The sequence below is a fragment of the Paraburkholderia sp. CHISQ3 genome, from assembly GCF_030464945.1.
Taxonomy (GTDB): Bacteria; Pseudomonadota; Gammaproteobacteria; order Burkholderiales; family Burkholderiaceae; genus Paraburkholderia; species Paraburkholderia megapolitana.
In genome coordinates this window covers 716,665-738,711 of sequence record NZ_JALPRG010000001.1, presented here as the reverse complement: position 1 = coordinate 738,711, position 22,047 = coordinate 716,665, and the positions used below count along the sequence as shown (strand labels likewise).

Genomic DNA, 22,047 nt, shown 5'->3' with positions numbered 1-22,047 from the left:
ATGACCAAGCGTAACGAGGCGCCCGATGAAGGGCAGGTGCAGGACCTGCGCCCACGCCAGGTCAGGCTGACGAGCGATATGAGCCTGCCGAAGCTGTCGGCGGTCGAGGTCGGCAGCTATGTGGTCGCGCTGTTCGCGATGTGGGCCGTGCTGTACCTGAAGCTGCTCGGTGCGCTTCTCGCGGGCATGCTTGTCTATCAACTCGTTCACACGATAGCCCCGCGTATCGAGCGACATATGTCGAGCAAGCGGGCGCGCTGGCTGTCGGTGGTGCTGTTGTCGGTGGTGATTGTCGGCGGGCTGACTGGATTTACGCTCGGCATCATCGGGCACTTCGAGAACGATGTGCCCAGCGTGCAGGCGCTGCTCGACCAGGCGATGCAACTTATCGACCAGGCGCGCGGCCGCTTGCCGGAATTCGTTGCCACCTACCTGCCGGTCGACACCGACCAGATGAGACAGAAGGCAACCATGCTGATGCAGACGCATGCGAGCCAGTTGCAGCAGGGCGGCAAGAGTGCAGCGCGGGTCTTCACGCATGTGCTGATCGGCATGATCATTGGCGCGATCATCGCGGTCGGTGCGCAGAAGCAATCGCAACGACTGCCGTTGTCGACGGCCTTCGTCACGCGCGTGAGCCGGTTCGCCGATGCGTTTCGCCGCATCGTCTTCGCGCAGATCAAGATTTCGCTGTTGAACGCGGTGTTTACCGGTTTGTTCCTGCTCGTGTTGCTGCCGTTGATGCATGCGCAGCTGCCGCTATCGAAGACGCTGGTGATGGTGACGTTTATCGTCGGATTGCTGCCTGTGATCGGCAATCTGATTTCGAATACGTTGATTGTCGCGGTGGCGTTGTCGGTGAGTTTTCCGGCGGCGATTACGTCATTGGGTTTTTTGATCGTGATTCACAAGCTCGAGTATTTTTTGAATGCCCGGATTGTGGGCGGGCAGATCGAGGCGCGAGCGTGGGAGTTACTGGTCGCGATGCTGGTGATGGAGGCTGGGTTTGGGATTCCGGGGGTCATTGCTGCGCCGGTGTTCTATGCGTATATCAAGCGTGAGTTGATTTATTTGCGGTTGGTGTAGGTTTTGGAGCTTTGCCTATGCTGACGCCGGCTCGGCGGTGACTGTCTGCGGCAAATGTTCCTCCAGCATCTTCACGACAAGTTGTGTCTTCGTGGGAACGGGTCGTGCGACAGGAAGTAGCGCATGCAAGTCAAATCCGGGGACAAGATAGTTCGGCAACAACCTGATTAGCTTCCCGGTCTTCAGTGCGTCGAGACATACGATTTCCTGAAGCACCCCAATCCCGACACCGTTGAGCAGTAGCTGATACACCGGACCCCAATGGCTGACTGAAGCGACGATATTGATAGGAGTCGGTCGTGCTGCCTTGTGTCGATTCAGGAGATGGAGTTGTCCATCGCCGAAGAGTCCAGCAACGCGAATAAAGGGATGTCCAACCAGCTCGGTTGGTTCTTTGGGCAGACTGTGCTTCTCAACATATTCCGGAGAGGCCACGAGAACACGGCGGATATGACCGAGACGCCGCGCCACAAAATTTCCATCTCCCATTTGACCGAGACGCAGCGATATATCCACTCCTTCCGTGACCGGATCGGTTACCTCGTCGTTCAGTATTAAATCGATATGCAGTTCAGGGTTTTGATCCCGAATGATCGCAATGATGTCGGGTAAAACGACATCCCCGAGCCCATGAGGCGCTGCAATCCGTATTCGTCCCCTAACGATCTTATTGCCGACTGTCACAGCCGCTTGCGCCTCGTCGGCCGCGTCAAGAACGACCTTGCTCTTTTGATAGAAAAGCGAGCCTTCGTCCGTGCAGGATAGGGCACGTGTACTTCGCAGCAGGAGCTTGACGCCGAGATGCCGCTCAAGGCGCTCTATCCGGTCGCTGACGGCGGGTTGGCCCAGACCAAGATCTTTCGCGGCTCGCGATAGATTACCTCGCTCGACAACCCGCACAAAAATACGCATTGCGGCTAGCAAATCCATGATTTTCCCAGTGGGCTCTTGAGCATCGTAACGAACCTGTCATTCATCAGTATCTCTGATAGCTGAGATTGAAAGCGCGAATCTACTCTCAAGTGAGACCGTCGGCTACTGTGGGCACCAAGTTCAATCGGTAGAGGTCCCGCATGTCGAAATTAAATCTGAAATCATTAGGCCCATGCCTGCTCGCGATCGCGATCGATGCAATGGGATTCGGTCTGGTCTATCCGATCATGGCCGCCATTTTCTCCGATCCTCACTCAGGAATTATCAGCGCAGACGCCAATCAACATCTGCGCAATTTCTACCTCGGACTCGGATATGGCGTCTATCCACTGTGCATGTTCTTTGGTTCGTCGCTGATGGGCGAACTGTCTGACGGATATGGGCGCCGGAAAATCCTGCTGCTGTGTGTATTCGGTCTGGCGCTCAGCTATCTGTTGATGGCGGTGGGCGCGTTGATGCCGAGCATCGCGCTCCTTCTCATCGGACGTGGTCTGAGTGGCTTGATGGCCGGATGCCAGGGCATCGCGCAAGCGGCCATTACCGATGTGAGTACGCCGGAGACCAAGGCGTACAACATGAGCATCATGTCAATCGCGTTCAGTGCGGGCGTCATCGTCGGGCCGGTGCTCGGTGGTGTGACCTCGGATCGGACCATCGCGCCGTTCTTCAACTACGGTACACCGTTTCTGCTCGTCGCCGCGCTGTCGGTCGTGTGCGGCCTCTGGACCTTCTGGTTCTATCGCGACGCCGTCGCACCCAAAGGCGGTGCCCGCATTGATCTGTTGCTGCCGCTGCGCATCATCTACGAAGCGGGCAAGCACCATCGTGTGGCGTTTCTCTCCGTCGTGTTCTTCCTGATGCAGGTCGGCTACGGCCTCTATCTGCAGACCATCATGCTGGTGCTGCAAACCCGGTTCCAGTACACCAGTTCGCAACTGGGCCTGTTCAGCGGCCTGATTGGTATCTGCTTTGTATTCGGGCTGATGGTCGTCGTCCGGCTGATGTTGAAGGTGTGGGGCGTCGTCGAAATCGCGAAGACCGGGCTGCTGATTGCCGGCATCGGACAGATTCTCTCGGCGCTGCTGCCACACGAAGGCATGCTGTGGGCGCTCGGCATGGTGGTGGGCTGCTTCGACATGGTCGCTTACACGACGATGTACACCGCTTACTCGGACGCTGTCGCCGTCGAGCGGCAAGGTTGGGCACTCGGCGTCGCCGGATCGGTGATGGCGATTGCATGGGTAGTGACGGGCTTCCTGACCAACCTGTTGCCCGTACTCGGCGAACTCGGCCTGCTGACGGTGGGTGGTGTCAGCTTCATTCTCAGTTTCCTGATGATGATGGCGTACGGCCGCAAGTGGTCGAGGCCGACCGTGCGTGTCGGTACGCGCGTCTACGACTGACCTTGGGCGGTTGCGACGTGCCGCTCGTCTCTCAACATTGAAGGATCAACATGCTGACTATCGCCAAGGAAGAACAACGCTACGACATGGTCATCGTTGGAGCGGGTGTTGCCGGTCTGTACATGCTATATCGCGCCATGAAAGCCGGATTGACCGTGCGCCTGTTCGATGCGGCCGGCGGTATCGGTGGAACCTGGTATTGGAACCGCTACCCGGGCGCTCGTGTGGACATCGAGAGCTTGGAGTACTCGTACTCGTTCTCAGACGAACTTCAGCAGGAATGGCAATGGTCGGAACGCTACGCTTCGCAACCTGAACTGCTGCGCTACCTCGATCATGTCGCGCAACGCTTCGGGCTCCATGAACACATCCAGCTCGATACGCGTATCGATTCAGTCGTATTTGACGAAGCACGTGCTGAATGGACGGTCGGGACACAGACGGGAGAAACATTCCAGGCATGCTTCTGTGTCATGGCGACCGGTTGCCTGTCTGCGCCGAAGGTACCCGACATCCCCGGATATGGGCGCTTCGCAGGCGAGAGCCACTTTACGTCGCGCTGGCCACATGAGGCGGTCGAGTTTGCCGGCAAACGGGTTGGCGTGATTGGTACCGGCTCGTCGGCGATCCAGCTGGTTCCAGTCGTCGCTCAATCGGCCAGCCACCTGACGGTTTTCCAGCGCACGCCGAACTACAGCATTCCGCTTCGAAATCGCCCGATGGATGCCGCGTATGAGAAGCACATGAAAGCGAACTACGCGGCATTGCGCGACATGGAGTGGCGCTCGTTTGGCGGTTTCGTCTGCGTGGGCGGCGAGCCCCGGCAGCCGCTTCGGTGCTCGGCGCTGTCGGTGTCGGCCGACGAGCGTCAGCGTGAGTATGAAGCGCGCTGGGAAGCGGGCGGGCTGTGTTACTACACGTCCTACAGCGATCTACTGACGAACGATGAAGCTAACGCCACGTTATCGGAATTCGTGCGCGCGAAGATTCGCGAGAAGATCAACGATCCCGCCATCGCGGACAAACTTGTTCCGCGCGATCATCCGATCCTCGCCAAGCGCCTGTGTGCAGATAGCGGCTACTTCGAAACCTTCAATCGCGACAACGTCTCGCTCGTCGATCTTCGGGAAGGGCCGATCGAAGCGATGACGGAACGCGGCATCGTCGTAGGCGGTGTCGAAATCGAACTCGACATGATCGTGTTTGCAACGGGATTCGATGCGGTGACCGGGGCCTTGCTGAACATCGATATTCGCGGCCGGCACGGTCAGTCTTTGCGAACCGCATGGCACGAAGGACCGCAGACGTATCTGGGTTTAATGAGCGCCGATTTTCCGAATCTGTTCAATATCGCAGGTCCTGGCAGTACCGCATCGTTGAGTAGTGCGATTCCGTGCGACGAGCACCAGGTCGACCTGGTCGCGAAGCTCGTCGAACGCGCGCGGCGTGCTCGCAGACCGGTCGTCGAGCCGACCCACGCGGCCCAGGCTGCATGGACCACACGGATTCTTGCCATCGCGGAAGGGTCGCTGATTCATCGCGGCAACTCATGGTACGTCGGTGCCAACGTGCCAGGTAAGCCGCGCGTGGTGTTGCTGGATCCCGAAGGTTTCGACTCGTATATGGCTTTCTGCGATGGCGTTCTGGCGCGAGATTTTGAGGGGTTCGTGTTTGGCGAGGTAGAGGCACCCAAAGTCGGGATCGAAAAGCTGGTCGCGGTTTGACGTCGGATTAAGCACTTCGCAAACGAAGTTGTCAGGCAGCCACGTCACGTAGCCCGTGTCTGATCAGCGCGACGTCGTCGTATCCGTAGTTCCATCGGAGCTCCTCATCCGCTTCGATCTCATTCGCTGCGAAGAAAGCGACGAGCGAAAGCGGTATCCCGTTCGCTGTCTGGCACCTGAACGACTGCGCATGCACGTTATGAGGCCGGGTATCCTGGGCGACAGCTCGTCCTGTGTCGTCGAACAGCAGCATCGTGTTCATGAGGCTCAGGATATTTTCCCCATTCACGAAATAGTCGGGTCCACCGGGAGCGGTCACCTTCGCGAGATAGCGTTTATCCGACAGCATGATCAGGCTCTCGCTGTCCAGCAACGTACCGCCATAGACGCCTATGCAAGTGCCTTCGGCGATGCGGTGTGTGGCAAACACGCCCCATTGACCGACCAGTGCGCGTTCCTGCGGCTGAAGCAAATCGCTTTCGATGATTGGCCGGCAATAGAGATTCCCGGCATACAAACTCGCGCGATCCGCGTTGGACGACGCCGGATCGACGTAGGGTTTGATCCGATCGGATTGAGCCTGACTCAGATCGTTAGCGGGATCGACATCGATCGTCACCGCAGCCTGCTCGCCATCGAGCCAGCGGAACGGATAGGCTCCGTCCAGCTCGACATCGTAACTGCGCCTTGGGTCGGTGAACTCGTTGGGCGCGATGCTCCACAAGACGTGGTCCACCGTGGCCAGTACCAGGTTAAACAGGCGCAGTTCGTGCCTTGCACGCACCGCGGGATCGCAATCTTCGGGGCTGGCAAACGACGGAGGTCCGATCTCGCTGCTCGCCTTCTCAACCCAGGGCCAAGTCGGGTTCCAGAAGAGGTCGCTTCCGCCGAGCGTATTGAGTACCGCCCAACTCTCCTGAGAGATGAGCCGCTGACTTTGCTGAAGCATCTCGCGGGTCATCGACCAGAATGCGTCCTTTTTCGCCGTTACGTCGCGCGTCTTATGGATTGCCGCAAATTGCCGTAGTACCTGCGCCTCTAGCGCATGTATCTGATCATCGGCGGAGCGATATCGCGCGACGGTTTCCGCCAGCCCGGTGAGGTCTGGGTCGAGGGCGCGAGCGTTCGTTATCGGAGATGAGGTGGGTGTCGACATGGGCATTCTCCGCAGCGATATTCCGGGTCGAGCATTGACGCAACGTTACCCGGAAAATCGCTACCGATCGGTTTTATCTCCAGATTGTCGCGCTTGAGCGGCGAAGCTCAGCCAGGAGATGTGACGTGAATCTAGCGATTCCATCGAGAGAGTAACGCGCAGATTGGCGAGCCACCAGGTGAGCTTCGCAAACCGGCAAAGAATTTCCGATTGTGTTTCGATTCGCCATGTCGGCTGCGGGCCTAACTCGCCTGCTGTCTATCCTTGACATTGATGACCGTGGATGAGCCCGCGTCAGCGGGGCGACCGTATGCGCCAGCGTCCGGGCCATCTAGCAATGGTGCGAATCTTTCACGTGCCTGACATGCGGAAAACGCCCACGATGCCAGATCGGACATTCTCACCTTTCGGCGTCACGGGCATCGGGAACCTGCGCGCCCTCGGCGAACTGCGACCAGGTGCATGCGTTCCTGCGAGTGCAGGGTCTGGTCGTCGGGCACTGCTTTGAGCGAACGGCCGGACTCTGGAATTCTGGAAGATCGCTACGCGGGTTTATCAAAGCCCGTACCCGCACGATCACTGCACGTTGAAATGCACCCGCACGTCGCGACGACTTTCGACCGGATGTCCGTTGTCTAGCGCAGGGAAGAAGCGCCAGTTGTGTAGTGCTTCGAGCAGAATCTGATTGAGGCGTGGATTCTGTGTCGGCTTGATCAACTCCACATCGCAGGTGCCGTCGACGTGAACTGCGAAGCGCGCAATAGCTACTGTCTGATAGGCGACTTCGCGCAGATCGTCGGGTAGTTCGGGCAACGGTTGCGATAGCAGGCGTGCTTCGGCGAAACCGGTTGGTTTCGGAGTATCGGTGGCGGCAGCGGCGATGGGTTGGGTTGGAGCGGCGCTGGGTGCATGTGCTGTGGGTGCCTCAGTGGCTGCGGCTGCGGCCGCGGGCGCTGGGGCAGGCTCCGCAGGCGCCTCCGTCCGCGAACGATGTGCCACCGCACGCTCGCGTACTGCAGGCTGCGATGGGTGGGGCGCGGTCGTATGGGGCGGCGATTCAACGGGAGACGGTGCAGGCGATGGCGATGGAGCCGGCGGTAGTTCGACCAGTTGCATTTGCAGCGCGGGCGGCGGCGTGACGGATTTCGCGTCGTCGCCGAGCCATCCACCGATCCGCATCAGCAGCAACGTCCACACGATTGCCGCAACGACGAACGCGCCTGCAAAACGTGCGCCCGATCGGTCCATCGTCGCGAGCATGTACCGTATACCGCTATTCACGATGCACAGCGACAAGGAAATGCTCGGCACCTGCCTGACGCGCGGCCAGCATCGCTTGCACGACGATGCCGTGCGATGCGGCGTCGTCGGCGGCGACGATAACGTTGCCGTCGCGCTGCAGCAGCTTCGCGACCGCCTGCGTCACCTGATCGAGCCGCACCGGTTGACGGTTGATGTAGATCTGGTTGGTGCGCGTGACGGCGAGCGTCAGCGGTCCGTCCGCGGACATCTGTTGCGCCCGGCCTTGCGGCAGATCGACGCGCACGGCGTCGAGCCGCTGCATCGCCAGCGATGTCAGCATGAACGTCGCAAGCAGGAAGAACATCACGTCGATCATCGGAATGATCTCGATGCGACCGCGCTTTGATGCGCGCGTGCGACGCAGCTTCATGACCGCGCCGAGCCCGGTTGTCCCGCCAGATGGACATCGGCGTTGCGCTCCTCCACGAGACGCATTTCGCCGAGGCACTCGTTCGAAAACGATTCGAGCTCGTCCATCAGCCGGTCGATGCGGCGCGACAGATAGTTGAACGCGAACAATGCGAGCAGTGCGATGACGAGGCCGATCGCGGTCGCGATCAGCGCCTGTGCGACGCCGCCCGAAACACCGGCGGGATTGACGAGGCCGTCGCCACCGATCAACCGGAACGAATGCATCATGCCGACGATCGTCCCGAGCAGCCCCAGCAGCGGCGCAGCCGTGACGATCGTTTCGAGCAGCCAGAGGCCGCGGCTCATGTCGCGTTCTATCGCGGTGGCAGCGGTCTGAAGCCGCGCTTCGATTTGCCAGAGCGGCGCACGGCCATCGAACAGCCGGCCGATGCGACGTAGTGCGTGCTGCTGCGGCAGTGCCTCGTGGATGCTGGCGAGGCGCGCGTAGCCCGCATGGTTCTCAACGTCTCCCGCCAGGTTCGATTCAGGCATGCGCGCGAAACGCCACAGCGCGTATGCACGGTCGAGCACGATCGCGAGTGCAAGCACGGCGAGCAGCGTCAACGGATAGATCACCCAGCCGCCGAGGCGCAACGCATCGGCGAGACTTGTCCAGTCATTCATCGTCAGTCCTTGCGCGCGATGCGTCAGAAGTGTTTCGTGATGCCCGCATAGATCGCGCGCTGCGGACCGTACTGCGGTGCGCCGACGCCGATGCCGGAGCCGTCGCGCAACTGGTACACACGCCCGAATGCGTTCACAAGCACGAGACGGGCATCGACTTTGCCGATGTACGGTTCATTGAGGTGCTGGATCACGCCGAGATTGATCTGCGCATACCAAGGGAGCTTGTCGGTATTCGCAAAGCCGCTGCGCAGTCCGCTGCCGACAATGCCGTCAGCGGTCAACGTAGTCTGGCCAAGCGTGTACGAGCCGCCGAACGACGCCGTCACGCGCTGATCGTGATCGAGAAAGACGGAGTTACTCGCGATGAAGTTGAGTTCGTCCTGCCCGAAGTTGAACTGCGCCGACTCGATGTTCTTGCCCTGCGCTCGGCTATACGCGATGTTCAGATACGCGGAGACGTTGTCCTGGCGGTAGCTCGTGGTGAATTCGAGCCCGTACACGTGACCGTACTGATAGTTGAACGGCGTGTAGATCAGCGCTGATCCGAATTGCCCTTCGTCGAGCAGGTCCGATGCTTTTTTGTAGTACGCATCGAGCCCAACGGTCAAGGCAGGCGTGAGCCGCTGCGTGACGCCGATGTCGAAATAGTGACTGCGTTCGGGCTTGACCGGGTTGTTCTGCGACGTCGGGCTCTGGTTCGTCGTACCGTTGAACAGGCTCACCGTCGAATTCGACACGAGTTCGAACGCGGGCGGCGTGAAATAGCGCGAGTAGCCCGCATGGATCGTGGTCGCATTGGTCGGCTGGTACACAAGCCCGATTCGTGGGCTCAACTGGCTCGCCTGCACGTATTCGTCCATACGGTCGTAGCGCAGCCCGTAGTTCAACGTGAGCTGGCTTGTCAGCTTCCACTCGTCCTGCACGTAGGCGCTATACAGGTAGCCGGTCTTGTGGCTCGAATCGTTGATCGTGAACGGCACGTCGGATAACTGACCGCCGTCGGCATTCGTAGCGAAGACAGAGACGCTGTCGTCGAACACGGCGTGTTCCTGCTGGAACATGAGCCCCGCGCGCACCGTGTGCGTATCGTTCAGACGCCAGGTCGTATCCGCCTGCACGCCGTTCGCGCGATTGCTGTGGAAGTCCTTCGATGCGACGCCATTGAACATCAGATCGCCGATCGGATCGGGATTGAACTGGGTCCGCGTGTACCGTGTGAAGAGCGCGACCTGATAGTCGAGTGCGCCGCCGTTCGTGCCTTGCAATGCCAGCACCGCGAAGTTGTTCAGCTCCGACTGGGTCTCGTTGAGATCGGCTGAATTGAACAACGTGCGGCCGTCCAGTGTGAATTGAGTCGGCAGGTTCGGCGTATTCGGAATCTGGAACTGGTTGCTCGCGGTGCCGAACATCAGGCTTACGCGTGTGAGCGGATTGATCAGGTACGACATGTAGCCGAATCCGTTGCCTTGTCGCGTGTGATCGTGCGGCGGACTGCCATCGGCGGTTGGCGATTCGATACCAAGGTTGTTCACGCCGAGCGAGCCCGTGAAGTAGTAGCTGAACGGTCCCTGCGAACCGAAGACGTCGGCGCTGGTCTTCAACGTCTGGCGACTGCCGCCGTAGACATCGATCGATCCGCCGTTGCCGGTGTCGCCGGATTTCGTGCGAATGTCGACGACGCCGGCGGTGCGATAGCCGTACTGTGCCGGCAACGCGCCGGTAATCAGGCTCACCTGGTCGACGATGCGCGTATCGAATGACTGGCCGAAACCGCTGATCGGCTCCGGCACGACAATGCCATTGATCCGGTATTGCAGGTCCGCGTGGTCGCCGCGCACATGAAGCTGGCCGTAGGAATCGTTGGCGACACCGGGTGCCTGCAGCAGCACCTGGTTGAGCGGCGTGTTAGCGCCCTGCGGCAGCGTCGCGATGTCGGCCTGCGTGATCCGGTACACACTGGCACCGATTTCCGGCAGCAAGCCGTTGCGCGCACGATCGAGACGCTGCGCGTTGACGGTGACGTCGAGCGTGGCGTCCTGTTTCAGCACCACGTTCAGCGGATGGGGCGCGTGCCCGGCTTCGACTGTCGCGATGCTGGTCGTACTGCTGAAGCCCTTTGCATCGATAGTTGCCGAGTAAGTACCGGCTCCGACACCAGGTAGACCGAAGCGACCGTCGCTGCCGGTTTTCGTATGGCCGACTGTATTCCCACTGGCATCCTGAATCGATACCTGTGCATTGGCAACGCCGTGTCCTTGCGCATCTGTGACGGTCCCAGCGAGTTCGGCGGGGGTGCCGGCGGCGAAAACATGAGCGGAAAGTGCCTGAGCGAACAGCAGCATGCTGGCGCGCGCAATCAACGTGCGATGGTTCATTTTTCTGGTTCGGAGCGGGTGGAAAGAAAATGCGGGCGTGCGACGGCAGCGCGATGCCCGGGCGGCTCATCGCGATGTCATGAAACGAGGTCGAACGAAATTTTTACAAGATGTTATAACATAACAATTACGCGTTGCAATCGAAATGATGGCAGCTATTTCCGCTATCCAGCCTCGTTCGCGAGTGCGACACGCGCCTTGGCTTCCGGGCTGCCGTCGACAAAATATTTCGCCGACCAGCGATTGTCCGGCTGCAGGATCAGCCGTTCGCGCGTGCCGTGTTGGCGTTGTTCTTCGATGGCGATTGCGCGTGCCCGGTAGTGCTCATACAAACGCAGAAATTCCGCGAGATAGATACCGGCGATCCGCTTGTCGCGAATCTCCAGCAGGTTTTCGTCGTTGTAGTGTTCCGAGTTCTGGCTCATGTTGGCCGAGCCCGAATACACGACCGGATCGGTGCCTTCCGCGTCGATCACGAGAAACTTGTGATGAACGATGACCGGTGCGTACGATGGCGCTTTCTCACCGGGAAACACCTGCATTTCCGGCGTGAAACCCTCCGGCGCGGTAGCAGGTGAAAAGTAGTTTGCGTCGATGACGTCGCGTTCGTCGCGGCTGCGGTGATACAGCTCCAGGTTCGCCAGTTGCGTCGTGCCGACGATCTTGCCGTCGCGCTGCGCAGCCTCGGCCGCAACGGCGGATGTAGCGCTGATGTGATTGACGAGCCCGAACATCATCAGGTCGCGGTCGCCGGCACTGAAGCACGCATCGCGCAACGGCGCGTCTGTCGGCATGAACAGGCAGAACATGACCGAGTGTTTCGCGCGACCGATCGCGTCCACGATCGTGTCGATCTGCGTGCGCCGGTCCTTCGGCTCGGGCGAATAGCAGACGCGTACCTTTGCGCTTCCCACGGTCACACTGTCCGACCATCCCGGCGTGAGTTGTGCGGTGGCTGCGATCGTCGGGTTGCTCGACAGCGCTGCGGCGCGATCGCTATAGAACTGCGCCAGCTGCGGTGATTCGAACAGATGCAGCACGTTCGCCTGTTCGGTAATGCCTTCGGTGGTGAAGTTGGCGGAGCCGGTCAGCACGCGTGAGGGCGCCGTGCCCGCGTGCGCATCGCCGGCGACGATGAACTTGTCGTGCATGATGTGCGTCTTGTCGCGCGGCAGACAACGCGCGATGTCGCGCAGCGCATCGATAGCGGGCTGGTTCGGCGACGGCTCCGATGGCTTGCCCTTCATCTCGACCCGATGTGCGTCGTACACCACCGCAAGCGCATCCTTGCCGTGCGCGTTGCCGAATGCCTCGAACGCGGGACGCGCCCATAGCGTGTCGGTCAGGTGATATACCGCCGATGCCGCCCGCGCTGCACCGGCAAAGACGATTTCGAACACCTGCTCGAGATCGTTCGCGAGCCAGGTGCGCAGACGCAGCGCTTGTTCCGCCGACGGCACGTCGCCCTTACCAATTCGCATCGCCGCCACCTGGTGCGCGAATGCCTGCGAACTCACCACTGCGCGATTGAACCACGTACCGATGCCGTCCTCGATATGCGCGGGCAGCGTCACCGAACAATGGCCGACATCGCCCTCAAGCCGCTGCGGTGCGGCCGGCGTGCCCACCACCGGATAGACATCGTAGGTGAAGGTCTTTTGCCGGTCTGGAGGATCGATACGCGCATCCCACCACATGAATTTCTGGATCGGCGCTTCGGTGGTCGGCGCATCGTGTTGCGGGTCGGCGGCGGGGCCCGCGAAGGTCACTCGGTTCGGCAGCCAACTGCTGGCTTCGCGCGTATGTCCGCCAACGCTCAGGAATCCCGGTGTGCGCCGGATCGCAAAGCCGAGGAAGTCGCTGCGCGTATGGCCTTCGGGCCAGTCGAACGCAAGCAGTACGAGTGTCGGGGAAACATAGCTCCGAACGCTGACCTTCATCCTTCACCTCCGCCGTTATCGATCGGGTGAAGTATGCCCGCGCTGCTTGTTGAAAAGATGACGGCGAGGGGTCGTCCGAATGGCTAATCGTGAAAGACCCCCGCCCGATGATCTCAACTAAAAAGCCGCGTCAACGCATCGCGTGCATTCGTGACCAGTGCGCTTTCGCCAGGCCGCCCGGGCAGCAGATGAAACTCCACCGACGGCAACGCCGGCAACCCGCTACCCGCGGCACACGCCACAACACCCGCGCCAAGCGACGATTCGTTCAGACAGGAAATGCCCAGTCCCGCTTTCAGCGCGAGCAGCAATCCGGCCACCCCCGATGCCGAATGCGAAATCAGATACGGCACCTTGCGTTCATCGAGCAGCTTCACGACGAAACGTTGCAACTGGCAACTCGACGGCAGCAAGACCAGTGGGTAGGGCCGTACCGCACGCGGATCGGTATCTGCCGCACTGACCCACAACAACTTCTCGCGACGGACCACCGTGCTGCGTGCGTGTGCACCACCGACCGCCGCATGTCCCCGACCTGGCGTAAGGAGCCGCAGCGACAGACCGATATCGTAGGTCGCGTTGTCTTCGGCGCTGCTGTCGATGGTCGCGCTCGGCATCACCGTCACGTGCAGTCGCAGACGCGGATGCTGTTCGGAGAAAGCCTTCAGCACACGGGCGATGTCGTGCGGACGGTAGTAGTCGGTGATCGCAATGCGCAGTTCGCCGTCGAGCGAGCGGCCTTGCAGGTCTTCGAGCGCGGCCTCGCTCATCGCCAGAATGCGGCGCGCGTGATCGAGCAGCTTCGCACCCGCCGGGGTGGCCGTGACGCCCTGCTTGCTGCGCACGAAGAGCGGCTGGGCTGCGCGCTCCTCGAGCTTCTTGAGCTGCTCGCTCACCGACGACTGCGACAGAAAAACCCGCTCGGCGCCCGCCGACACGCTGCCCGCCTCGGCCACGGCGACAAAGGTCCGCAACTGGTTCAGATCGAATCCACGCTGGCTCATGATTCGGAATATCCGATGGAAGGTATCCTATTTTCCCGCTTTTCCGATGATTGGTCCATCCCTACGATAACGCCATCGATCATCGAAACAGGAGGCAATCGTCATGGAATCGAACCGCTCAAGGGCCGGCGCACTTACTGGCAATCATCGGTGGAAGGTGCTGGGCGTGGGTTTTGCCGCGAACGCGAGCTTTTCGGCCGCGTTTTCCGGCATTCCGACCACCGCGGTGTTTCTGCGCTCGGGCTATCACCTCGGCAATGGCGGCCTCGGTCTCGTGCTGGGGATGCTCGGGCTCGGTATCGCGATCAGCGAATTGCCGTGGGGCATGCTGACCGACCGCTGGGGCGACCGGCGCGTGCTGCTGCTCGGGCTCGGTGCAACGGCGCTGGCGCTTGCCGCGATGGCGCTGTTCGTCGTGCCTGGCGCATCGGTACCCGGCGTGTCCGCGCTGGCGCTGTGGTTGCTGCTGGTCGGACTGCTGGGCGGCAGTGTCAACGGTTCGAGCGGGCGTGCCGTGATGGCGTGGTTTCGCGAAGGCGAGCGCGGCCTCGCGATGAGCATCCGCCAGACAGCGGTGCCCGCCGGCGGTGGTCTCGGCGCGCTGGTGTTGCCGGTGCTTGCCGTGCACCTCGGCTTTAGCGCGGTGTTTGGTGTGCTGGCGATCCTGTGCGCGATAACTGCCGGATTCGCATGGCACTGGCTCCACGAGCCCCCAGCCGCCGACGCAACCGACGCCGCACGCACCACGCAACGTCGCTGCGTGGACACCGCACCGGCCGTGTCGGCTTCGCCGCTGCGTAACATCGGCGTATGGCGGGTCGCGATTGCGGCTGGCATGTTGTGCGCGCCGCAACTGGCGGTCGTCACGTTTGCGACGGTCTTTCTGCACGACTTCGGTCATGCGAGCATCGTCGCGATCAGCGCGACGATGGTGGCCGTGCAGACGGGCGCCGCGATCGCGCGTGTCCTGAGCGGCCGCTGGACCGATCGCAAGGGCAACCGGCGTGCCTATATGCGGGCATGCAGTCTCGTTACCGCGGTGTTGTTTGCTGCGCTCGCGCTGATATCGGCCGCGGTCGGTATGCAGCATGCAGCGATGGTCGTGGTGTGCGCGGCGATGATCGTGGCCGGTGGCGTATGCGCGTCGGCATGGCACGGTGTGGCGTTCACGGAACTCGCGACGCTTGCCGGCACGAGTCGCGCCGGTACCGCACTCGCAATGGGCAACACCTGCGTGTTCATCATGCTGTTCCTGACCCCGCTCGCCATTCCGGTGTTGCTGTCCATCACGTCGTGGCCGGTGGTGTGGGCAGTCGCGAGTCTCTTTGCGCTGATCGCGCTGCCGGTGTTTCCGCGCGCAGTCGCGGTGCGCAAGACAAGTACGGCGCACGCTTGAATACGCAGCATCGTTCGCCGCAGGGCGAGCGATGCTGTCCGTCCAAAAGTATCGTCACGTTTTTCTTCGAAATACCCAGCCGATTCAGACATCTCCTATTTCTGCAGGCCGAAGGCGGTGATCTGATGGCAAAGCGCGCCGCCTGTGCGGTGCGCTTCGCGTCAGTAAGGTACTAAGAGAAAAACATGGGGAACCTTCGCGTCATCGTTGCGGACGATCATCCGTTCGTGCTGCTGGGAATTCGCGCCTCGCTCGCCGCGCAGGAGGGCATCGAGATCGTCGGCGAAGCCGACAGCGCCACGACGCTGATCGCCCTGTTGAAAACCACACCCTGCGACGTACTGGTTACCGACCTCACGATGCCCGAGGCCGGCGCGCTCGCGGAGGACGGTCTGCGCCTCGTGCGGCGTGTGTGTCGGGACTGGCCGCAGGTGCGTATCGTCGTGCTGACTGCTCTCACGAATGCCGCAATCCTGCGCGCGATCATGTCGCACGGTGTGACCGGCATGCTCAACAAGACTGAATCGATGGAAGATCTGGTTGCGGCGATTCGCTGCGCCGGGTATGGCCGTCCTTACGTTGGCCAGCCGATACTCGATGCACTCGCCACCGCGAGTGGCGACCCAGTCGGCCTCGCGCCGATACGCCAGTTGTCGCCGCGCGAGCTCGAAGTTGTCAGTCTCTTCGCCGGCGGTCAGTCGATCTCCGAAATCGCGCGTACGCTCAACCGCGATATCCGTACCGTCAGCCGGCAAAAGCGTAATGCGATGAGCAAGTTCGGTGTGAGCAACGATGCCGGGCTGTTCATCTACGTTCGCGCATACGGAATTTCCTGATGTCTCGCATGTCGAGCTATCTCGGCTCAACGCGAATTCAGAACTATCTTATATCGACGAGTTAGCCGATACCGCACGCTTGTGCGCGGACTCGCCGCTACGAACACATAGCGCGAGCCGACGACGCGGGGTCGCCGCGTGCCGGCCGGCCGACGGCCCGCATCGTAAAGACGCGACGCCGTGAGTTCTATACGTCCCGGGGATGCACCTCACCTGGTGCAGGGACGTCATGGGTATAACGACAATCAAATGAAACAGCCTATCCGTGTCATCGTTGCTGACGATCACAGCGCTATTCGCGCTTGCGTACACCATCTGCTTTCCACCGCTCCACATATGTCGCTGGTCGGCACTGCGTCCGATGCCGGGTCGCTCGCCGAGCTCTACGATACCTGCCGTTGCGACGTGATCGTCACCGATATCGGTATGCCGGGTGCCAACGGCGAAAGCAGTGCGGTTTCGCTACTGCGCCGGATCTTGCGCGATCCCGCTTGCCCACCGGTCGTCGTGCTCACGATGCTGCGCCATCCGCCCGTGTTGAGCGGGTTGCTGGTGCTTGGCGTGAGCGCGATCGTCGACAAGCGCGATACCGTGCATGAACTGATCGATGCGATCGAAGCGGCCAGAACCCGCACGCCTTATCTGTCTGAACGCGTACAGCTCGTGCCGGAGTCGGACGACGCGTCGCCACAGCCGCGTGTCGGAATGCTGAGCGTGCGTGAGTGGGAAGTGTTCCAGTTTTACGCGCGCGGTTTTGGCGTGTCGCAGATCGCCACGACTTTGGGTCGTAGCGTGAAAACTGTCAGCACGCAGAAGCGTAATGCGATGCGCAAGCTTGGTCTTGAGACCGACGCTGAGCTGATCGGTTATGCGAATCAGATAGGTTTGGCGTAACGATTTGCGTCGATAAACAACACGCTGTGAATCGGGCATCGACGGATACGACACACAGATTGCCATTTGCGATTCTTCCTATTAGTTCTGGGTAGACGGAACCGCATACCCGTCTGTCGCTGGCGGCAGGCGTGGGGACGGTGCCGCTGCAAAGCGCTGAATGGAGGTTCTATGGCAGGTGTGGAAAAGGGAGTGCTGATTGAGGGCGCGGATTCGATGCGGGTCGCGTGGGCCGGTGATCTGGGTTTGGGCGCATCTGGTGCGATTCAGGCACGGGTGGCCGGCGTGTCGCTTCTATCAGGTACGTCGCAATCGCTGTTGCGTATTCTGACAATGACGTTCGTGTTCTTGACCGGCGATATCGCTGAGGCGACGGGCGACCCACGCCGGAGCGTTGAGCGGACAACCGGCGCATTTCCATCGATACACACGGCGACGACGGTCAACGACGCAGGCACACGAAACACCGATCGTCCAACGAGCAACCAGCGCTGTGACGATTGCCACCTGCCGGTGTTTGCCGTAAGCGCGCAACGCGTGGTCGCGGATGGCACGCTACGGATGTACAAGCGTGATGCCCGTGCTTCGATGGTCACGACTGTTCCAGCTGGCGACGACGGCCGGTGGCGTATCTACACGTTGTGCCTGCTGCCGTTGCTGCTCGCGCTCAGCGCCGCACTACCGATTGCATTGCGCAAGCTCCACCTGTTGCGGCGTGAAATCACTGAGCGCAAACGGCATGAGCAGCAGCTCACGTCGCAACTCGATCTCGCCCAGACCACATCGCAAACGAAGGACGACTTTCTCGCGACGATGAGCCATGAATTGCGCACTCCGATGAGCAGTGTGCTGGGCCTCGTCGACATGCTGGAGCGTATGCCGCTTACTGCGGAACAGCGCGAGATGCTAGGCACGATCAACGTCTCGGCAAATACGTTGCTGCAGATTCTCGACGACCTGCTCGACTACTCGAGAATCGAAGCAGGGCACCTCACCGTCGAATCCGAACCGTTCGACCTGCGGCAACTGATCGACAGCACGGTGACCATGATGGCGACCCGCGCGCACGAGAAGGGATTGAGTGTGCGGATGAGCATTGCCTCTGATCTTGCTACGACGTTGCGCGGCGACAGAGCCCGGTTGCGGCAGGTTCTTCTCAATCTGCTCGGCAATGCGATCAAGTTCACGTCGAGCGGCCGGATCGATGTGGATGTCTCGGCTACCTATGCCGACGCGCAGAGCCAGATCGTCGAGATCACGGTGACGGACTCGGGCATCGGCATCGCGCCGGATTTGCAGATGCAGATCTTCGAGCCGTTCGTGCAGGCCGAGCCGTCGACGAACCGCCGCTTCGGTGGTGTGGGTCTCGGTCTTGCGATCTGCAGACGGCTTGTGCATCTGATGGGCGGCACCCTTGAGTTGCGCAGCGCGCCAGGCGTCGGTACCTGCGTGACATTACGCATCGTCCTGCCGGTCGAAGGGCAATGCTACCTGCCCGATGTGCTGGGGGATGATCGACCGGCATCTCCGTCGTCTACGCTCGTTGGTTTATCCGGTGATGACATACCCGCGTTGCCCGATCGCGAACTGGCGATTGCCCGCGGAACGCTCGTGCTTGTCGCCGAAGACGATCCGGTTCACCAGGCGCTGATCCGTCATCAACTGACATCGCTCGGCTTTGCCTGCGATGTCGTGGACGACGGTACGCAGGCGCTCGCCGCACTTAAGCAAACTCACTACGGTTGCCTGATTTCGGATTGCCACATGCCGGGGCTATCGGGCTACGGCCTGGCACGATGGGTACGCGAGAACGAGCGGGGCGTGTGCGGCGTAACGGGACGAACGAAGATTCTTGGCATCACGGCGAACACCGACCCCGGCGATCCACGTCTGTGCCACGAAGCCGGCATGGACGACTGCATCGTCAAACCCGTGCGCCTCGCCGTCTTGCGCGCGCATCTCGACAGATGGTTCGGCGAGCCCGGTGCGGACGCATCGCCCGCATCGCCGGTACAACAGGCGTCAAGACCGAGTGCGCCCATCGATCTGACCTACATGACTGAACTGTGGGGCAGCGAAAACACGGTGAAGACGCTACTGGAGGCGTTTGTCTCAGCGGTACGCGACGACATGCGCGCGCTGCATCCGTTACTCGACGATCCCGATGTAGAGCGTCTGTTGGCGTGGCACCACCGCGTCGCGGGTGCCGCGAGCGTGCTGCAATATCCGCCGCTACTCGACGTGCTCGAAGCGTACCGGCGCGATATTGTGACAAGGCCCGTCGAATGTCTACGTGCCGATGGACTCGCGTTACTCGATACCTGCAACACGCTACTGGATGACATCGAGGCGCAGGCAACGTCGCTCGCATAACGAAAAAAAACGCGGCCGAAGCCGCGTTTAAACTTGGAGACATCCTTCGATGAAGGAGTCACTTCTCGCATGCGTAGCGTAGCAGGGGTTTGTCATGGCATTTAGTGCGAATCGCGCAATTCTCTATTGGAGAATGTGGAGGGTATCGTCGTCAGCCAGCGGGAATTTGCATTACCGCATGCCTTCGCGCAGGCTCGATCGAGCCGCGCGGCGGGTCTGAAATTGCCCTAGTATGTGTTCACCCCGCGCGGGCAACCGCTTGTGCGGTGCGATACGAGTCCGGAGAAAAAGATGATTGCGATACGCAAATTGAATCTGGCTGTCGTGTTGTGGGCGCTCGCAACGGGCGTGGCGTTTGCCGATACGGTGGCGCTCAAGGCCGATCTCGAGCCGTCCAGCGAAGTGCCGCCGCGTGTGAGCCATGGGCACGGCATGCTGAATGCATCGTTCGATACGTCGACGAAGGCGCTGCAATGGACCGCGACTTACGAAGGCCTGACGGGCCCCGCGACGATGGCGCATTTCCACGGGCCTGCGCCGGTCGGACAGAACGCCAAGGTTCAGGTGCCGATCGACAAGAACGCGCTCGCCAGTCCGATCAAGGGCGCAGCGACGTTGACCGATCAGCAGGCCGCCGATCTGATGGCCGGCCAGTGGTACTTCAATGTGCACACCGCGCAGAATCCGTCGGGTGAAATTCGCGGGCAGGTCCTGCCGGCCAACTAGTCGACTTCACGGCCGCTGCATTTAGAGCGGCCCATCGAGCGGTGCGTTGCCGATCGCACGTACCATGACGACCTCGCCGTCCGAGGAGCACGTTCCAATGAGTTGGCAAAGCACGATCGCCTGCTGGTTCATACGCAGGAAATTCCGTCCGCACACGTTACGTACCACGGTCAATGCAGAGGCTGCGCGCGCCGTGATGAACAAAGGTGCGCGGGTGCCGCGCGTGCCGGCGGGCTGGACGTTGCGCGAGCAGTACGGCCCCGACGATGCGCCGCTGTATGGCGAATGGTTCGAGCGGGCCGGCGCGGTGCCGACGGCGCCTGTCATCCTGTATCTGCACGGTGGCGGGTATTACTTCTGTTCGCCGCGTACGCACCGCGCCATCACTTTCGGGTTGGGCACACGCACCGATGCGCGCGTGTTCTCGCTCGACTATCGCCTGGCTCCAGAGCATCCGTTTCCCGCTGCACTCGACGATGCGCTCGCGGCCTATCGGCAACTGGTTGCGCAGGGTACGTCGCCGGAGTCGATCGTGATTGCCGGCGACTCCGCGGGCGGCGGACTCGCACTGGCGACGCTCGTCGCACTGCGCGATGCCGGCGATGTGTTGCCGGCCGGCGCGATCCTGTTTTCGGCGTGGACCGATCTCGCCGCGACGGGCGCGACGATCCGCACCAACGACGGCGCCGATCCGATGTTCAGCGGTCCGGCAATCGGCCGCGCAGCGAAGCTCTATCTCGGCGATACGCCCGCCACGAATCCCTATGCATCGCCGCTGTATGCCGACCTGCACGGCTTGCCGCCGCTCTTCATGCAGGCTGCGAGCACCGAAGTGCTGCTCGACGATTCGCGCCGGGTCGCCGACAGCGCCCGCGCAGTCGGCGTGACCGTCGACTTCGAAATCTGGCCGAAGATGCCGCACGTCTGGCAGATCTGGACGCCGTTCATTCCCGAGGCTCGTCGCGCACTCGATCGTGCGGCCGATTTCGTGCGTCAGGTCACGCGCGTAGAGACCGCTCAGTCGGCGAGCGAAATGTCGATCGTCTGATACGCGGCTTCGACGGTTTCCGTGCCGTACTGACGCTCTAGCCTGCGCACGGTGAAGTGGCCGTGCGCGACCTGCTGGAAGTGATCGATGAAAACCGTGTTGACCATCGCGCCCAGTACTGCACCGATCGCCGGAATCGATTTCGCGGCGACCTGCTCGCTGACCTGCACCGAAAAACGCGCGGCAATCGTGTTCACGAGCCGCAGTAAAGCGGCCGAACCGTGCGTGGCAAACCCCTTGCTCGCAATCTCCGACGATGCCTTCGACACCGCCTGCGCCAGCGCGCCGCGCATGATGAAGTAGCCGAAATCGGCATCGTCGTCGGCCTTCGACGCGCTGCCCATGCCGAGCACGGTCAGGCACTGCAACTGCGTTTCCACCGACGACAGATCCTCTCCTTCGCTACGCGCGATGTCGCAGATCGAGCGAAACATCAAGGTCGTCGTGACCGGCAGTTCGACCGGTAGCGCAAAGAGACCGAACGCGCCGCCTGCCGCGCCGGTCGTCGCGACCGCGAACTTGTGCAGCAGGTTGCTTGGCTTATCCAGCGTAGCCGAAGAGGCCGCCGGGTCCGCCCGGTTAAGCGTGCGCAACGCGAGTTGCAGGCATTTGCGCAACGCGAGCTGGGTGGCATCGCCGACCTTCTCGTTGGCGAACGCAGGCATTCGGGCCAGCAGTTTTTCCAGCGGCGCACCGACGATACTCGCGAGCTTCATCGTCAGCGCGGGGCTTTCGAGCTCGTGTTTCGCGCGCCGCAGCGCGTTCAGATCGTCGGGTGACAAGACGGGTGCGGCGAGCGGATTCGACTCCATG

General features: G+C 61.3%; 18 protein-coding genes. 9 read left to right on the top strand and 9 right to left on the bottom strand.

Features of this window, described 5'->3' with window-relative positions; genetic code table 11:
* On the top strand, positions 1-1,086 hold the full coding sequence (locus M0D65_RS03280) for an AI-2E family transporter (protein WP_091009741.1): 1,086 nt from the start codon (positions 1-3) through the stop codon (positions 1,084-1,086).
* A gap of 15 nt (positions 1,087-1,101) precedes the next feature.
* Here M0D65_RS03280 and M0D65_RS03275 read toward each other — a convergent pair whose 3' ends face one another.
* Positions 1,102-2,016: a LysR family transcriptional regulator gene (locus M0D65_RS03275; protein WP_266251064.1), complete on the bottom strand. Its 915-nt coding sequence runs from the start codon at positions 2,014-2,016 to the stop codon at positions 1,102-1,104.
* Between the two features lie 143 nt (positions 2,017-2,159).
* Here M0D65_RS03275 and M0D65_RS03270 point away from each other — a divergent pair, with 143 nt between their 5' ends.
* Both M0D65_RS03270 and M0D65_RS03265 read left to right on the top strand, forming a co-directional pair.
* Positions 2,160-3,422, top strand: coding sequence for an MFS transporter (locus tag M0D65_RS03270; protein WP_266251063.1), 1,263 nt, complete (start codon positions 2,160-2,162; stop codon positions 3,420-3,422).
* A gap of 50 nt (positions 3,423-3,472) precedes the next feature.
* Positions 3,473-5,146 (top strand): NAD(P)/FAD-dependent oxidoreductase, encoded by a 1,674-nt coding sequence (locus M0D65_RS03265; protein ID WP_266251062.1) that lies wholly within the window; start codon positions 3,473-3,475, stop codon positions 5,144-5,146.
* Between the two features lie 31 nt (positions 5,147-5,177).
* Here M0D65_RS03265 and M0D65_RS03260 read toward each other — a convergent pair whose 3' ends face one another.
* From M0D65_RS03260 to M0D65_RS03230, 7 genes are all read right to left on the bottom strand, one after another.
* Positions 5,178-6,302 (bottom strand): SET domain-containing protein, encoded by a 1,125-nt coding sequence (locus M0D65_RS03260; RefSeq protein WP_266251061.1) that lies wholly within the window; start codon positions 6,300-6,302, stop codon positions 5,178-5,180.
* Positions 6,303-6,878: 576 nt separating this feature from the next.
* Positions 6,879-7,562, bottom strand: a complete 684-nt coding sequence (locus tag M0D65_RS03255; RefSeq protein ID WP_266251059.1) for an energy transducer TonB — start codon at positions 7,560-7,562, stop codon at positions 6,879-6,881.
* 13 nt (positions 7,563-7,575) lie between these two features.
* Positions 7,576-7,974: a biopolymer transporter ExbD gene (locus tag M0D65_RS03250; protein WP_266251057.1), complete on the bottom strand. Its 399-nt coding sequence runs from the start codon at positions 7,972-7,974 to the stop codon at positions 7,576-7,578.
* Positions 7,971-8,639: a MotA/TolQ/ExbB proton channel family protein gene (locus tag M0D65_RS03245; protein WP_266251056.1), complete on the bottom strand. Its 669-nt coding sequence runs from the start codon at positions 8,637-8,639 to the stop codon at positions 7,971-7,973. The genes M0D65_RS03250 and M0D65_RS03245 overlap by 4 nt, the downstream gene beginning before the upstream one ends.
* Positions 8,640-8,662: 23 nt before the next feature.
* Positions 8,663-11,017, bottom strand: coding sequence for a TonB-dependent receptor (locus M0D65_RS03240; protein WP_266251055.1), 2,355 nt, complete (start codon positions 11,015-11,017; stop codon positions 8,663-8,665).
* A 164-nt stretch (positions 11,018-11,181) separates the two neighbouring features.
* On the bottom strand, positions 11,182-12,957 hold the full coding sequence (locus M0D65_RS03235) for a phospholipase D-like domain-containing protein (protein WP_266251053.1): 1,776 nt from the start codon (positions 12,955-12,957) through the stop codon (positions 11,182-11,184).
* A 113-nt stretch (positions 12,958-13,070) separates the two neighbouring features.
* A complete protein-coding gene (locus M0D65_RS03230; protein WP_266251051.1) occupies positions 13,071-13,961 on the bottom strand; it encodes a LysR family transcriptional regulator in 891 nt (296 codons plus the stop codon).
* Positions 13,962-14,064: 103 nt separating this feature from the next.
* Here M0D65_RS03230 and M0D65_RS03225 point away from each other — a divergent pair, with 103 nt between their 5' ends.
* The 6 genes from M0D65_RS03225 to M0D65_RS03200 all read left to right on the top strand — a co-directional run bounded on the left by M0D65_RS03225 (position 14,065) and on the right by M0D65_RS03200 (position 21,234).
* Positions 14,065-15,357, top strand: coding sequence for an MFS transporter (locus M0D65_RS03225; protein WP_266251050.1), 1,293 nt, complete (start codon positions 14,065-14,067; stop codon positions 15,355-15,357).
* A 185-nt stretch (positions 15,358-15,542) separates the two neighbouring features.
* Positions 15,543-16,193: a response regulator transcription factor gene (locus M0D65_RS03220; RefSeq protein ID WP_266251049.1), complete on the top strand. Its 651-nt coding sequence runs from the start codon at positions 15,543-15,545 to the stop codon at positions 16,191-16,193.
* 249 nt (positions 16,194-16,442) lie between these two features.
* Positions 16,443-17,087 carry a response regulator transcription factor gene (locus tag M0D65_RS03215; protein ID WP_266251048.1) on the top strand — a complete coding sequence of 215 codons (645 nt, stop codon included), beginning with the start codon at positions 16,443-16,445 and terminating at the stop codon, positions 17,085-17,087.
* Positions 17,088-17,258: 171 nt separating this feature from the next.
* Positions 17,259-19,460: an ATP-binding protein gene (locus tag M0D65_RS03210; protein WP_308076533.1), complete on the top strand. Its 2,202-nt coding sequence runs from the start codon at positions 17,259-17,261 to the stop codon at positions 19,458-19,460.
* 291 nt (positions 19,461-19,751) lie between these two features.
* Complete coding sequence (locus tag M0D65_RS03205) at positions 19,752-20,186, top strand: CHRD domain-containing protein (RefSeq protein WP_091009775.1); 435 nt, start codon at positions 19,752-19,754, stop codon at positions 20,184-20,186.
* Positions 20,187-20,283: 97 nt separating this feature from the next.
* A complete protein-coding gene (locus M0D65_RS03200) occupies positions 20,284-21,234 on the top strand; it encodes an alpha/beta hydrolase (RefSeq protein ID WP_266251047.1) in 951 nt (316 codons plus the stop codon).
* Here the strand turns inward: M0D65_RS03200 and M0D65_RS03195 are convergent.
* Entirely contained in the window at positions 21,204-22,046 is an 843-nt protein-coding gene (locus M0D65_RS03195; protein WP_266251046.1) for an EcsC family protein, read from the bottom strand. The genes M0D65_RS03200 and M0D65_RS03195 overlap by 31 nt on opposite strands.
* Between the last annotated feature and the right edge of the window lies 1 nt (position 22,047).

Bases quoted from the DNA above. Each gene is read 5' to 3' on its own strand.
- M0D65_RS03225 (WP_266251050.1), top strand. From the start codon at position 14,065: ATGGAATCGAACCGCTCAAGGGCCGGCGCACTTACTGGCAATCATCGG.
- M0D65_RS03255 (WP_266251059.1), bottom strand. From the start codon at position 7,562: ATGCTCGCGACGATGGACCGATCGGGCGCACGTTTTGCAGGCGCGTTC.
- M0D65_RS03260 (WP_266251061.1), bottom strand. From the start codon at position 6,302: ATGTCGACACCCACCTCATCTCCGATAACGAACGCTCGCGCCCTCGAC.
- M0D65_RS03205 (WP_091009775.1), top strand. From the start codon at position 19,752: ATGATTGCGATACGCAAATTGAATCTGGCTGTCGTGTTGTGGGCGCTC.
- M0D65_RS03235 (WP_266251053.1), bottom strand. From the start codon at position 12,957: ATGAAGGTCAGCGTTCGGAGCTATGTTTCCCCGACACTCGTACTGCTT.
- M0D65_RS03230 (WP_266251051.1), bottom strand. From the start codon at position 13,961: ATGAGCCAGCGTGGATTCGATCTGAACCAGTTGCGGACCTTTGTCGCC.
- M0D65_RS03280 (WP_091009741.1), top strand. From the start codon at position 1: ATGACCAAGCGTAACGAGGCGCCCGATGAAGGGCAGGTGCAGGACCTG.
- M0D65_RS03200 (WP_266251047.1), top strand. From the start codon at position 20,284: ATGAGTTGGCAAAGCACGATCGCCTGCTGGTTCATACGCAGGAAATTC.
- M0D65_RS03195 (WP_266251046.1), bottom strand. From the start codon at position 22,046: ATGGAGTCGAATCCGCTCGCCGCACCCGTCTTGTCACCCGACGATCTG.
- M0D65_RS03220 (WP_266251049.1), top strand. From the start codon at position 15,543: ATGGGGAACCTTCGCGTCATCGTTGCGGACGATCATCCGTTCGTGCTG.
- M0D65_RS03275 (WP_266251064.1), bottom strand. From the start codon at position 2,016: ATGGATTTGCTAGCCGCAATGCGTATTTTTGTGCGGGTTGTCGAGCGA.
- M0D65_RS03210 (WP_308076533.1), top strand. From the start codon at position 17,259: ATGGCAGGTGTGGAAAAGGGAGTGCTGATTGAGGGCGCGGATTCGATG.
- M0D65_RS03245 (WP_266251056.1), bottom strand. From the start codon at position 8,639: ATGAATGACTGGACAAGTCTCGCCGATGCGTTGCGCCTCGGCGGCTGG.
- M0D65_RS03215 (WP_266251048.1), top strand. From the start codon at position 16,443: ATGAAACAGCCTATCCGTGTCATCGTTGCTGACGATCACAGCGCTATT.
- M0D65_RS03250 (WP_266251057.1), bottom strand. From the start codon at position 7,974: ATGAAGCTGCGTCGCACGCGCGCATCAAAGCGCGGTCGCATCGAGATC.
- M0D65_RS03270 (WP_266251063.1), top strand. From the start codon at position 2,160: ATGTCGAAATTAAATCTGAAATCATTAGGCCCATGCCTGCTCGCGATC.
- M0D65_RS03265 (WP_266251062.1), top strand. From the start codon at position 3,473: ATGCTGACTATCGCCAAGGAAGAACAACGCTACGACATGGTCATCGTT.
- M0D65_RS03240 (WP_266251055.1), bottom strand. From the start codon at position 11,017: ATGAACCATCGCACGTTGATTGCGCGCGCCAGCATGCTGCTGTTCGCT.